This window comes from Limnobacter thiooxidans (assembly GCF_036323495.1).
Taxonomy (GTDB): Bacteria; Pseudomonadota; Gammaproteobacteria; order Burkholderiales; family Burkholderiaceae_B; genus Limnobacter; species Limnobacter thiooxidans.
Window position 1 is genome coordinate 650,454 of record NZ_AP028947.1, and the last position, 13,119, is coordinate 663,572.

Sequence of the window (13,119 nt, forward strand, 5' to 3'; positions counted from 1 at the left end):
ATGACCGAATTGCTGCAGCCCATTCAAAGCACCAAGACAACCTGCCCTTATTGCGGCGTGGGTTGTGGTGTGGTGGTGCGCACGCAAGGCAAAAAAATCATTGATGTGAAAGGCGATGAAACACACCCGGCCAACTGGGGCAAGCTGTGCAGTAAAGGCAGTAAGCTGGCGGAAACAGCCACTGAAAATGTGTACGGCCAGGTGCGTGCAAGCCAGCCCCTGTTGCGCATTCAGCGCGACCAGGCCGTGGCACCCACCGACTGGAACACCGCGCTTGATTTCACCGCAAAGGAATTTGCAAGGCTGATTGCCACTTACGGGCCAGACAGTGTCGGGTTTTACATCAGCGGCCAGTTGTTGACTGAAGACTATTACGTATTCAACAAGCTCGCCAAGGGGCTAATTGGCACCAACAACATCGACACCAATTCGCGCCTGTGCATGAGCAGCGCGGTCAGTGGTTACAAGCGCACCTTGGGTGCAGATGCGCCGCCTTGCAATTACGACGATTTGGCGCTGGCCGATTGCGTGTTCATCGCCGGTTCCAACATGGCGTATGCGCACCCCGTGGCTTATCGCAGGCTGGAAGCCGCGCGTGCCGCCATGCCCGGCCACAAGTTGATTGTGGTGGACCCGCGTGTCACTGACACAGCCGCCATGGCCGACCTGCATTTGAAAATCCAGCCAGGCACTGACGTGATGCTGTTCAACGCCATGCTGCACGTGATGATGCAAAACGGCTGGTTGGACATGGCCACCATCAACAAACACACGGAAGGCTTCGAGGCCATGGTCAAAGGCCTGGCCGATTACACACCGCGCCTTGCCGCCAGTGTGTGTGGAGTTCCCGAGGCGGACATTGTCACGGCCGCCACCTGGTTCGCCCAAAGCAGCAGGACACTCTCCCTGTACTGCCAAGGGTTGAACCAGGCCACCACGGGAACCGACAAGAACACGGCATTGATTGCCCTTCACCTGGCAACTGGCCACATTGGCCGGGAAGGTGCAGGCCCGTTTTCAATGACAGGCCAGCCCAATGCCATGGGCGGCCGTGAAGTGGGCGGCCTTGCCACCTTGTTGCCTGCGCACCGCGAATTGAACAACCCTGCGCACGTGGCCGAAGTGGCTGCATTCTGGGGTGTGAAGCAAATCAGCAGCACACCCGGTGCCAGTGCGGTTGAAATGTTTGACCAATTGGAGCAAGGCAAAATCAAGGCCGTGTGGGTGGCGTGTACCAACCCCGCCCATTCGCTGCCCAATTCACAAAAAGTGGCGCGTGCCCTGCAAAACGCCGAGCTGGTGGTGGTGCAAGATGCCTACCTGACACCCGCCACCGTGCACTACGCCGATGTGTTGCTGCCCGCCACTACTTGGGGCGAAAAGGAAGGCACGGTCACCAACAGCGAGCGGCGAATCAGCCGCGTGCGGGCTGCCATGCCGGCTTATGGAGAATCGAAAAACGACTGGCAAATCGTGGTGGATTTTGCGCAACGCCTTGAGCAGGAATTGCTCAAGCTGGGGGTGGAAAGTTCACGCCTTGATGGCTCACACAGAGACAGTCAGCCCACTGCGCTTGCAGGCAATGCTTTTCTGCATTACAGCTCGGTTGAAGACATTTTCAACGAGCACCGCGAAACCACGCGGGGCCGTGACCTGGACATTACCGGTTTAAGTTATGCGGTGTTGGAGACAAAAGGGCCGCAACAGTGGCCCATGCCTGAAGGTGAACCCCAAGGCAAAGCCCGCCTGTACGAAGATGGGGTGTACCCCACAGCCACAGGCCGGGCAAAGTTTGTATTTGCCCCCTATGAACCCGTTGCCGAGGAGGCTGATGCGCGTTTCCCCTGGCGATTGAACACCGGGCGCTTGCGTGACCAATGGCACGGTGGCAGCCGCACAGGCACGCTGGCCGAATTTTTTTCGCATGAAGCAGAGCCTGTTATTTCGCTGCACCCGGCCGACTTCAAACGCCTCAGCCTGACACCCAACAGTTGGGTGTCGGTGAAGTCACGCCGCGCCACTATCACGTTGCGGGCCAAGGCGGATGAATCGGTGGCCCGCAACCAGGCGGTGCTGCCCATGCACTGGGGCCCCGAGTTTTTTGGTGGCAAGGCGGGTGTGGCTGGTGTGAATGCGCTCACCACCGAGGCGTTTGACCCGTATTCCAAGCAGCCCGAATTGAAACATGCTGCAGTCAACATTCAACGCGTGCACTTGCCTTGGCAGGTGGTGGTGTTTGTTCACAGTGACAAGTGGCTAAGCCTGTGGCAGAAGGCCCGTTCAATGTATCCGCAATTTGATGCCGCGGTGTGCGTGCCTGTGGGGCGTGAACAAGCCGGTGTGTTGTTCCGTGCGGCCTGCGCAGAAGCGCCCCCCAAGGAAGTGATTGACCGCCTGCAAGCCCTGTTTGAATGTGAGGGCGGGGATGTCATGGTGTATTCCGACCCGAAAACCGGTGTGCGTCGTCGGATTGGCTTGTCTGTACACACAGCGGTGTGCACAACAGGGACAGAACAAACAGCCACCCTCGCCAAGGTGTTTCTGGCGGGCAATGTGGAATCCGAAGGCTGGCTGCGCAATTGTTTTGATGCGCAACTGGACGTTATGCCTTGGCGCAGTTTTTTGTTGGCCCCAGCCAGCCAGCCGCCGGGTGTGCAAACTGAAGCGGTGCGCATGGTGTGCAATTGCATCGGTGTTTCGCGGCAGGCCATTGAGGCGGGCATTGCCATCGCCTGCGCCAAAGAGCCGGGTGCCAGTGAAGCAGAACAACTGGCCAGCCTTCAAGGCAGTTTGAAATGTGGAACCGAATGTGGTTCCTGCGTACCTGAAATTCGCAAACTCATTCGCGCGCAGGCCAGCCTTGTTACAATAGCGCCTTAGATTCAACTTAGGTTCAACTTGAGCGCCATGCCCAACCCTGTTCACACCGAGCCGTTTTCCTGCGCCCCTTTCATCAAGGAAATTGGCCGCGGTAAAGATGGGGCACGCGGCCTGTCCCGTGAACAAGCCAAGGCCTTGTATGGTGCCATTCTGCGTGGCGAGGTGTCCGAGTTCGAATTGGGCGCCGTCCTGATCGCTTTGCGCGTCAAAGGCGAAAGCCAGGATGAACTGATCGGTTTTCTAGAAGCAATCGCCCAGCATTGGCCCACCGAAAGCGATTCCCCCCATTTTTATACTTTGCAGGCCTTGAACAGCCAGTCGATCCAAAACGGCAAGCCTGTGGTGGTTATTCCAAGTTATAACGGGGCGCGGCGCAAACCGAATTTCACACCCCTGTTGGCCGGTTTGCTGGCTCAGCAAGGTTACCCGGTGCTGGTGCATGGGCTTGAAAACGACTTCACAGGCCGTGTTACCAGTGCTCAGGTATTTTCCCACTTGAATTGGGGTGAGGTTGATTTGGCACACCCCGCGCCTGTTTATCTGCCCATGGCGCACATTTATCCCCGAATTGAAGCGCTGTTGCAAACCCGCAAAATTCTGGGTGTGCGCAGTTGTACCCACACTTTGGTCAAGCTGATGATGCCCAGTGCCTTCAGTAATGCCCTTCTGGTCACAAGTTACACGCATCCCGAATTCTGGCACCTGCAACGCGACGTGTTGTGTGCAATGGGCCACACGGCCTTGGTGTTGCGTGGTCATGAAGGAGAACCCGTGGCCGCCCCGTACCGCGCACCCCGCATGGATGGCGTCAAGGCAGGCAGTACCTGGTGCATCGCCGAACCGGAAAGCCTGTTTACCGAACAACCCGACCCCAATCCTGAAATTGACGCAGAATCAACCGCACGCCTTATCGAGGTGTGGTTGAACAATCCCCAGGAAATGCCCCACGGCTTTGCCCGCCAACTGGCCGCCATTGAAGCAGTACGCCATGCAGCAGTTTGATGTTGTTGTAATTGGCGCAGGCGCCGCAGGTTTGATGTGTGCCGCAAAGGCCGGGCAGGGTGGTTTGCGTGTGGCGTTGCTGGATCACAGTGAAAAGCTGGCCGAGAAAATCCGCATCAGCGGGGGTGGGCGCTGCAACTTCACCAATGTGAATGTGTCAGAGGAAAACTTCATTTCCGAAAATCCACGTTTTGCGCGCGCAGCGCTGGCCCGCTACACGCCGGCAGATTTCATTTCACTGGTAAAGCAGTACAACATCCCTTTTCACGAAAAGCACAAGGGCCAGTTGTTCTGCGACCGAAAAAGCGATGACATCATCGACATGCTGGCTGCCGAATGCAATGCAGGCAAGGTCAAGTGGTTTAGGCCACACAGCGTAAGCGCCGTTGAGCACGATGGCACCCAGTTCAAATTGGCAACCACTGCAGGCCCTCTTCAGGCACGCCACCTCGTGGTTGCCACCGGGGGCTTACCCGTACCTAAAATTGGCGCCACCGATTTCGGCATGAAACTGGCCAAGCAGTTTGGGCATTCACTGGTGGATCAACGCCCCGCGCTGGTCCCTTTGACTTTCGATTCCGCCCTGTGGGAACCGTTTGTCGAGCTCGCTGGCGTGGCCTTGCCCGTTTCAAGCCGGGGGAGCGAGCCTCTGGCGCCGTGGTTTGATGAAGACCTGCTGTTCACCCACCGGGGCCTCAGTGGCCCGGCCGTGTTGCAGGCTTCTACTTACTGGAACCCGGGTAAGCCGATCACCTTGAACCTGTGTGGCAAGCCTGTTGATGCTGCCGAGCTGCAAACTGAATTGCTGCAAGCCACGCTGGGGGCCCGTGCCAATGCCGACAACTGGTTTGCAGCCCAGGTTCCCCATTGGCCCAAACGTCTTGTACAGGCTTGGTTGAAGAAGCCCGAATTGCAGGCTGTGGCAGGGCGCAAAGTGGCTGAACTGGGAAAAAAACAATTGGGGCCTTTGGCGCAGGCACTTGCAGCTTGGCAGGTGGTGCCCAGTGGCACGGAAGGATACAAAAAAGCCGAGGTGATGCGTGGTGGGGTCAGTACCGCTGATTTGCAGCCCAAAACCCTCGAATCCCGAAAAATTCCTGGCCTGTATTTTATTGGCGAAGTGGTGGATGTTACCGGCTGGCTGGGTGGCTACAACTTCCAGTGGGCCTGGGCCAGTGGAACCACCGCAGCGCTTGCCATATTGGGTCAAAAATAATTGAAACCTCTTGAGGAAATCTTCTTTGCCATGGTAGTATCTTTGTCTTTGCCAGATTCTTGGCGGTAACTCTTTGCTCCTGCGCATTCGGTTTTTCAAAATTACTTTGTAAAATCAGCGGTTTAGAGTGACGGGGTTTCTAACCACAAACAATTTACGAACAATCGATTGGAGCCTTATGCCAAACGTTCGCGTTAAAGAAAACGAGCCATTTGAAGTTGCACTGCGTCGCTTCAAGCGCACTATTGAAAAAACTGGTCTGCTGACTGAACTGCGCTCACGCGAGTTCTACGAAAAGCCAACTGCTGAGCGCAAGCGCATGAAAGCAGCAGCTGTAAAGCGTCACTACAAGCGCCTGCGCAGCCAGATGTTGCCCAAGAAGATGTATTAATCAGTTGATGTAACTGTTTATGTCACTGAAAGCAAAAATTCTTGAAGACATCAAGCTGGCCATGAAGGCCCGTGAGCAAGAAAAGCTCACAACGCTTCGAATGCTTTCAGCGGCAATCAAGCAAAAAGAGGTCGACGAACGTGTCGAACTCGACGATGGGGCAGTTCTGGCCATCATCGAAAAGCAAATCAAGCAGCGCAATGAAGCCGCCATCCAGTTTTTGCAGGGTGGTCGGCCAGAGTCGGCCGAGTCTGAAAAGGCTGAAGCCGCTGTGCTCAGCGCCTATCTACCCGCTCAGCTGTCTGAGGCCGAAGTAGTGGCCGAAATCAAGGCCATTGTGGTGGCGGTGGGTGCTACAGGTCCTCAAGACATGGGCAAGGTCATGGGTGCAGTGAAAGCCAAACTGGCTGGCAAAGCAGACATGAGCAAGGTCTCAGGTTTGGTCAAGGCGGCATTGTCTAACTGAGCGTCTGGCTGGGTATTCAATTAAGCGTTCAGCTAGGTGTTCAATTCAGTTCGTCGAACACAGTGCGTGTATTTTCTCCCCTTGGGTTTGTTATTCTTGAAAACAGGTCATTGACCCGTCTTTCTCTGCACGTGAATTCACCCAAACTGCATGATTCCTCAAAGCTTTATTGATGATTTGCTGTATCGCCTGGACATCACCGATGTGGTGGGCCGGTACGTGCAACTCAAGGCTGCCGGTGCGAATTTGCAGGGCTTGTGTCCATTCCACAACGAAAAATCTCCGTCTTTCAGCGTTAGCCCGTCTAAACAGTTCTATCACTGCTTTGGCTGTGGTGCTCATGGCAACGCCGTTGGTTTTGTGATGGAACATCTGGGGCTGACTTTTCCTGAAGCGGTGGAAAACCTGGCTGGAAGCCTGGGTATTGATGTACCTCATGAAAAAGGCATGGATGTGCCTGCTGAAGTGCGTTCCGAGCGCGAGGAACTGGTTGAATTGCTGACACGCGCCGCGAACTATTACAAAGCGCAGCTCAAAAAAAGCCCGGTCGCCATCGACTACCTGAAAAATAGGGGCCTGACCGGTCAGGTGGCGGCTCGCTACGGCATGGGCTATGCCCCCGACGCCTATCAGAATCTGGAGGCCGTGGTTGACAACTACGCCAGCAACACCCAGTTGGACCTGGCGGGTTTGACCAAGATCAGCGACAGCAACCGCCGGTACGATGCATTTCGCGGGCGTATCATGTTCCCGATCCGCAATGCCAAAGGGCAGGTTATTGGCTTTGGTGGCCGGGTATTGGGCGACGAGAAGCCCAAATACCTGAACAGCCCGGAAACACCCGTGTTTTCAAAAGGCCATGAAGTGTACGGTTTGTTTGAAGCTCGTCAGGCCATACACAAGATGGGCTATGCCTTGGTGACCGAGGGTTACATGGACGTGGTGGCCCTTGCGCAGTGGGGGTTCGAGAATGCCGTGGCCACCTTGGGTACTGCTGTTACACCCGACCATGTGCAGAAACTGTTCAAGCAAACCGACCGGCTTGTATTTGCGTTTGATGGCGATGCTGCGGGCCAAAAGGCCGCCTGGCGGGCTTTGCAGGCCTGTCTGCCCCACGTCAGCGAAAACAAGCGCGCCGATTTCATTTTTCTGCCTGCCGAGCACGATCCCGATTCCTTCATTCGGACGGAAGGCCCCGATGGCTTTGATGCCATGGTGGCGCAGGCCGCGTCCCTTTCCGAGTTTTTGGCGCGATATCTGGAGCGAAACTACCCGCTTCAACAAATTGAAGGCAGTGCTGCGGCTATTTCATTTTTGAAACCCCTTATTGTACAAATGCAGCCCACGGTTTACAGGTCGTCGCTTTTGCGTGCTCTGGCCAATTTGCTGGGTGCGACCCCCATGGAATTGAGCCGGCATTTGGGGCTAAAAAGCCGCGATGGCGGTGGCGACTATTTTTCACCGAAAAACAAGGGGCAATTTCCGGGTGGTCAGCAAAACGGGCAGCAGGGCAAGTTTGGGGGAAAAAAGTTTGGGAAATACAAAGATGAACCGTTGCAAAACAATTGGGGGCCCAGGCCCGTCGCAAAGTCGCCACTGTTGAGCCTGGCTGCCCGGGTTATTCGTGCGCCGCACCTGGTGAATTTGTGCGATTCCCTGCTGGAATTGTATGAAAGAGAGAAAAACCCGGCTACAGAAGTACACAGTTTTGTGCATTTGCTTGAAAAAGTCAGAAATGACCCCAACTTACTCGAAGCCCGTCTACAACATGCTTTCAACGACGAAGTGCATCAGAATTGGGTCAACTCCGTGCTGAAAGAGGCACGCGGTCTGGATGATTCTCTCGATTTTGAAACCGAGTTGCGTTCCGGGATGTATCAATGCAGTGAGCTTTGGTTTAAAGCCGAACTGGAGCGCCTTACTGCCGAAATGCCCACCCAAGGGGAGCAACTTCGGTGGTATCACGAGTGCATGCAACGCTTCCAAGAATTGAAACAAAAGCGAGTTAATCAGTTATAATTAAAGGTTACGGTGCAGCTTTTGCATCTTTGTTGTGCGTTGTTGCGCACCCAGTGGCCGTTATTCAGTGGTTCAGGGAATGAATGTTCAAAATACTCAACATTTTTTCAAAAACACAGGAACAGAAAGCCGAATCCGGCCACAAAACCAAGTCTGCGAACTCACCCACCGTGATTTCCCAGCAAACCGATTCACACACACAGATTCCTGTTGGCCAAAAGCCGGAGAAGGAATCCTCCACTAGGGCATCCAAACGCAAGGGAGCGTCGTCAATGGTAGGGAAGAAGGTTTCTCCTCAACAGGCAACTGCAAAAGAAGCGAAAAATACGACCGTGGTAAAGAATACAGAATCCAAGAAAACAGCAGCTGCTGAAACGCCTGTGAGCAAGAATGCCGCTGCGCCCTCGATTGATGCGCCCAAGCGTGGTCGAAAGCCCAAAGTGGAAGATTCGGCAGTAGATACCCAGGTCGATCTTGACGCCGAGGAATCACAGCCGAAGAAGCGCGGGCGCAAACCCAAGGCCTTGGCTGAGGCTGCGCCTGTTGTTGCTGAGGCGCCCAAGGGTCGTGGCCGTCCACCGAAGTCTGCCGGCAAGCCCAAAGCCGAAGATGACGATGAAGACGACATGGACGCTGGCGCCGATGCATCGCTTGATTCTGATGATGTGCCTGAAGACGACGATTCAGACGCGAAAAAAGCGGATCTGGTGATTTTGCCCAAGCGCGGTCGTGGCTCCAAGGCCAAAGACAAGGCCTTGATCAATTCTGCCTATCTGTCGTCGGCCAACGCCACGGTTGAAGAACTTGAATTGCGCCGCACGCAGCTTAAAACCCTGATCAAGATGGGTAAAGAGCGCGGCTACCTGACTTTTGCCGAGATCAATGACCACTTGCCCGATGACGTCACCGACGGTGAAGTGATTGAAGCCATGGTCAGCACCTTCCATGACATGGGGATCACTGTTTACGAACAGGCCCCTGACGCTGAAGCGCTGCTGATGAACGACAATGCGCCTGTGGGTACTTCGGCTGAAGATGCCGAAGAGGAAGCAGAAGCCGCCTTGAGCAACGTGGACTCCGAGTTTGGCCGCACTACCGACCCTGTTCGCATGTACATGCGTGAAATGGGCACGGTCGAGTTGCTGACCCGTGAAGGCGAAATTGAGATTGCCAAGCGAATTGAAGCCGGCCTGAAAGACATGGTACAAGCCATTTCTGCCTGCCCCGCCATTGTTGAAGACGTGGTGGGTCTGGGTCAGCGAATTGCTGAAGGCACATCCACCGTGGATGAAGTGGTGGATGGCATTGTGGATGACTCCATCCCTGACGACATGGTCGTGGCTGCGGCACCTGAAGAAATCAGTGAAGACGAAGAGGGTGATGACGAGGAAGAAGGCAATGACGGTGGCACCACCTCCGGCATGTCGGCGCGTCAACTTGAAGACCTGAAGAAGAACTCACTGGCTGTATTTGCAGAAATTGAAAAGCAGTTTGCGAAGCTGAAAAAAGCGCGTGCAGACGGCGGCTATAACACTGCGGCGTATAAAAAGGCCAAGGAAGCGATTGCCGAGCAGTTCATGAAAATTCGCTTTACCGCCAAGCAGGTTGAGCGTTTGTGCAGTATTTTGCGTGAACAGGTCGACAGCGTACGCAAGATCGAGCGTGAGATTTATGACATCGCTGTGAACCGTGTGGGCGTACCCCGCGAGCAGTTCATCGACAAGTTCCGTGGCCATGAAGTGGATGCCGCTTGGGTTGGCGTGTTCAGCGCATCCAACGCAGCATGGGCTGAAACTTGGGCGCGTAATGTGCCAGCCATTAACGAATTGCAGCAAAAACTGGTTGCCATTCAGGACATGGTGTCATTGCCCTTGAACGATTTGCGCACCATCAACAAGCAAATGGTTTCCGGTGAGAACCGTGCCCGTTTGGCCAAGCGTGAAATGATTGAAGCCAACTTGCGTTTGGTGATTTCAATTGCGAAGAAGTACACCAACCGTGGTTTGCAGTTCCTGGACCTAATTCAGGAAGGCAACGTGGGCTTGATGAAAGCGGTGGACAAGTTTGAATACCGCCGTGGTTACAAGTTTTCAACTTATGCCACATGGTGGATTCGCCAGGCGATTACCCGTTCCATTGCAGACCAGGCGCGCACCATCCGTATTCCGGTGCACATGATCGAAACGATCAACAAGATGAACCGGATCAGCCGCCAGATTCTGCAGGAAACAGGCATTGAGCCCGATCCGGCCACTTTGGCCGAGCGCATGGAAATGCCGGAAGAGAAGATCCGCAAGATCCTGAAGATCGCGAAAGAACCGATTTCGATGGAAACACCGATTGGCGATGACGACGATTCACACTTGGGCGACTTCATTGAAGACAACCACACCCTGGCTCCTCAAGATGCAGCGCAGTACAGCAGCCTGCGTTTCGTGACCAAGGATGTGCTGGATTCACTGACCCCGCGCGAAGCCAAGGTATTGCGCATGCGTTTCGGTATTGAAATGAGCACTGACCACACGCTGGAAGAAGTGGGCAAGCAGTTTGATGTCACGCGTGAGCGGATTCGCCAGATTGAAGCCAAAGCGCTGCGCAAGCTGCGTCACCCCAGCCGTTCAGACAAGCTGAAGAGCTTCCTGGAAGGCGAGTAACTTGATTTGAAAGGTTACGTGGGCCTCTAGCTCATGCCTGGTTAGAGCAGCGGACTCATAATCCGTTGGTGCCGTGTTCGACTCACGGGAGGCCCACCACAATTGAAAAAGCCAACCTCTCGGGGTTGGCTTTTTTGTTGGGGAAGCGCTTTGCGCGCCAGTGGCGACTCACCAGGTTTTGAACACATCCAGCCCTTCTTCCGCATTGAATTCAACTTCTTCAAGCAGTTCGAAGGGTACAGCTGCCTTTACGAGCATGACGGAGCAAGGCGCATACATGGCCACCTTGATGGGTACGGTTCGCATCAGCCTTTGCAATTGCACACCGTGCGTCGCAGCCCCCATGATGATCAATGACACATTGTTGCCTTCGGCATAAGCCAGAATGGCCTCAGCCACATCGCTGCTTTCAAGCACATGGAAAGAAACATGGTGTGAGTCCAGTGACAAAGGCACAGCCCATTGTTTCAGCATGTTCAGGTAGCTTCGTTGCAACTCGCTTTCACTGCCGGAAGCGTCGCTACTCAGCAGGCTGTTTTTCAGAACAGTGACCACGGCAAGCCTGGCGCCTGGGCGAATTCCCATGCTGCGTTGCACTGATTCACGCAGGCTGAACAGGGTTGCATCGGTGACGCCTTTGTGGGGAATCGCGACCATGACAATCGGTATGGAGGCGATTTGCCGCTCTGGCAAAGGGCTGGCTTGGTAATGCATGCCTGCCGCACGAATCCAGCGTTTGAAGTGCACCCAGAACGAGGTGCGCACCATTTGCTTGCCGCGGCGTGTGATTCGAATTTGCGCGGGGTCTTGCAGATCAAAGGCCAGGTGTGCGGCGGAAGGGTAACGCCGTACGGCTTCAGGTTCAAGACAGCGCAGAATCACTTCCTGGAGCCATTCGGGAACCTGTTCATTACGTAGACGAGGCGGAACGGGGTCCATCCACAAACGCTGGCGCAGCCCACCGGTAGTGCTGGGTGAGCCAAATGGTAGGCGGCCTGTGGCCAGCTCATACAGCATGACACCGATCGCAAAAACATCGCTGCGGGGGTCTCCCCGAACACCTACAACCTGCTCCGGTGCAATCCAGGTGGGAGAGCCGACCGCCTTGCGCAATTCTTCTGCCATCAGGTCTGGAAAATGGGCGTGGAAACTCAAGCCAAAATCCAGCAGGACCACTTGGTCCAAATCTATCGAGCCATCGGATTTTTCCCGGAAGAGCACGTTGGCAGGCTTCAGGTCCAGATGGCAGGCATTCTGCTTGTGTAAGCTGTGAACTGCTTTGCCCAAAGCGGCCCCAATTCTGGCGATGGTGGCTGGGCTTGTACCTCCTGCTGCGTTCTCCGCAGTGTCGAGAACCTGCTCCAGGGTGTGGCCCGGAATGTATTCCATCACCAGGTAGGGAAGATTATCCAGGTCGCCAGAGGCAACAAAACGGGGAATGTGACGTCCGGAAACAGCGGGTAAAATCTGCCGTTCAATTTCGAAACCGATGATGTTTTCACCCCCGTCGCCTTCGCGCATCTTGGGCACTTTCATGATCATCGGAAAACCTGGATCTAGGCTTGCATGGCCTTTGTCCCGGTCGTACTCCACGCGGTAAATGGTGGCCATTCCCCCGCTGTGAACACAATCGCGGATAACAAATCCGTCGAGCGTCTGCCCGACAGTCAGCCTGGTCATCTGCCAAGTTCCAGGCGGGTCGCCATTTGTTCAGGCAGCCCTGCCTTGCGAATGGCTTGCGCGGCAGACTGGGCGTCGTAGGCCACGCGATAAAAACTCAGTGTTTGAAGTACATCGTCGTACATGGCATACATGGAGCGAACATCCCCGTCACGGGGTTGTCCCACAGATCCCACGGTGACAACCATTTGTCGGCGAAGGGGCGTGGGTATGGCCACGCCTGCGACCGGATCGAACCGCATCATGTTTCGGCTGGCACCTGGGTAATACAACACCTGATGGTGCACATGCCCCAAGAACACATGGCTGGCGCTGTGGTCACGGCACGCGGCATCCATACACAGCTTGGCTTTGTGTTCGCTGTCCACGTATTCCCATTTGGCGGGTTGATTGGCGCTGGCATGCACAAACAGGGCTTTGCCATGCAGCTTGGTCATCGGGCGGGTGGCAAGAAATTCACGTTGTTCCAGGGAAAGCCGGGCGTGTGTCCAGGCCGCGCTGCTGGATCCCATGTCGTTCAATGCGGGTGGCGGGTTCACTGCCATGTCATCGTGGTTGCCTTTGACTACCCAAGCGCCTTGTTCCCACAAGGCCATGACTTCGTCCACAACGCCGGCTGGATCTCCACCGTAACCCACTAGGTCACCCAAAATGACGAACTGCTGGGCTCCTGCTTTGCGGGCGTGCTCAGTGCAGGCCTTAAGCGCCTGCAAATTGCTGTGGACGTCGGACAACAACGCTATTTTCATGTCTCGCTCAATGTTCTGGTTTTGTTGTTTGAGTCCATGATAGCGCAGTTAGTCTTCATTTT

The 13,119-nt window shown here is 55.1% G+C and carries 9 protein-coding genes and 1 tRNA gene; 8 read left to right on the plus strand and 2 right to left on the minus strand.

Features of this window, described 5'->3' with window-relative positions:
* From RGQ30_RS02925 to RGQ30_RS02960, 8 genes are all read left to right on the plus strand, one after another.
* Entirely contained in the window at positions 1-2,880 is a 2,880-nt protein-coding gene (locus RGQ30_RS02925; protein WP_338284705.1) for a nitrate reductase, read from the plus strand.
* Between the two features lie 27 nt (positions 2,881-2,907).
* Positions 2,908-3,882 carry a DNA-binding protein YbiB gene (gene ybiB / locus RGQ30_RS02930; RefSeq protein WP_130558407.1) on the plus strand — a complete coding sequence of 325 codons (975 nt, stop codon included), beginning with the start codon at positions 2,908-2,910 and terminating at the stop codon, positions 3,880-3,882.
* On the plus strand, positions 3,869-5,098 hold the full coding sequence (locus RGQ30_RS02935; protein WP_130558406.1) for a BaiN/RdsA family NAD(P)/FAD-dependent oxidoreductase: 1,230 nt from the start codon (positions 3,869-3,871) through the stop codon (positions 5,096-5,098). Before ybiB ends, RGQ30_RS02935 begins: the two co-directional genes overlap by 14 nt.
* A gap of 178 nt (positions 5,099-5,276) precedes the next feature.
* A complete protein-coding gene (gene rpsU, locus RGQ30_RS02940; protein ID WP_130558405.1) occupies positions 5,277-5,489 on the plus strand; it encodes a 30S ribosomal protein S21 in 213 nt (70 codons plus the stop codon).
* A 19-nt stretch (positions 5,490-5,508) separates the two neighbouring features.
* Entirely contained in the window at positions 5,509-5,955 is a 447-nt protein-coding gene (locus tag RGQ30_RS02945; RefSeq protein ID WP_130558404.1) for a GatB/YqeY domain-containing protein, read from the plus strand.
* Between the two features lie 150 nt (positions 5,956-6,105).
* Positions 6,106-7,974 (plus strand): DNA primase, encoded by a 1,869-nt coding sequence (gene dnaG / locus RGQ30_RS02950; RefSeq protein ID WP_130558403.1) that lies wholly within the window; start codon positions 6,106-6,108, stop codon positions 7,972-7,974.
* An 83-nt stretch (positions 7,975-8,057) separates the two neighbouring features.
* The gene (rpoD, locus tag RGQ30_RS02955) at positions 8,058-10,628 is read left to right on the plus strand and encodes an RNA polymerase sigma factor RpoD (protein ID WP_130558402.1); all 2,571 of its coding nucleotides are present in this window, start codon (positions 8,058-8,060) and stop codon (positions 10,626-10,628) included.
* Positions 10,629-10,648: 20 nt separating this feature from the next.
* Positions 10,649-10,727 (plus strand) — tRNA-Ile (locus RGQ30_RS02960).
* Positions 10,728-10,796: 69 nt separating this feature from the next.
* On the opposite strand, the gene RGQ30_RS02965 is transcribed toward RGQ30_RS02960, so the two are convergent.
* Positions 10,797-12,308, minus strand: coding sequence for a bifunctional serine/threonine-protein kinase/universal stress protein (locus RGQ30_RS02965; protein ID WP_130558401.1), 1,512 nt, complete (start codon positions 12,306-12,308; stop codon positions 10,797-10,799).
* Positions 12,305-13,057: a metallophosphoesterase family protein gene (locus RGQ30_RS02970; RefSeq protein ID WP_130558400.1), complete on the minus strand. Its 753-nt coding sequence runs from the start codon at positions 13,055-13,057 to the stop codon at positions 12,305-12,307. Before RGQ30_RS02970 ends, RGQ30_RS02965 begins: the two co-directional genes overlap by 4 nt.
* Positions 13,058-13,119 lie beyond the last annotated feature (62 nt).

Coding starts and splice junctions, on each gene's coding strand:
- RGQ30_RS02925 (WP_338284705.1), top strand. CDS start 1: ATGACCGAATTGCTGCAGCCCATTCAAAGCACCAAGACAACCTGCCCT.
- ybiB (WP_130558407.1), top strand. CDS start 2,908: ATGCCCAACCCTGTTCACACCGAGCCGTTTTCCTGCGCCCCTTTCATC.
- RGQ30_RS02935 (WP_130558406.1), top strand. CDS start 3,869: ATGCAGCAGTTTGATGTTGTTGTAATTGGCGCAGGCGCCGCAGGTTTG.
- rpsU (WP_130558405.1), top strand. CDS start 5,277: ATGCCAAACGTTCGCGTTAAAGAAAACGAGCCATTTGAAGTTGCACTG.
- RGQ30_RS02945 (WP_130558404.1), top strand. CDS start 5,509: ATGTCACTGAAAGCAAAAATTCTTGAAGACATCAAGCTGGCCATGAAG.
- dnaG (WP_130558403.1), top strand. CDS start 6,106: ATGATTCCTCAAAGCTTTATTGATGATTTGCTGTATCGCCTGGACATC.
- rpoD (WP_130558402.1), top strand. CDS start 8,058: ATGTTCAAAATACTCAACATTTTTTCAAAAACACAGGAACAGAAAGCC.
- RGQ30_RS02965 (WP_130558401.1), bottom strand. CDS start 12,308: ATGACCAGGCTGACTGTCGGGCAGACGCTCGACGGATTTGTTATCCGC.
- RGQ30_RS02970 (WP_130558400.1), bottom strand. CDS start 13,057: ATGAAAATAGCGTTGTTGTCCGACGTCCACAGCAATTTGCAGGCGCTT.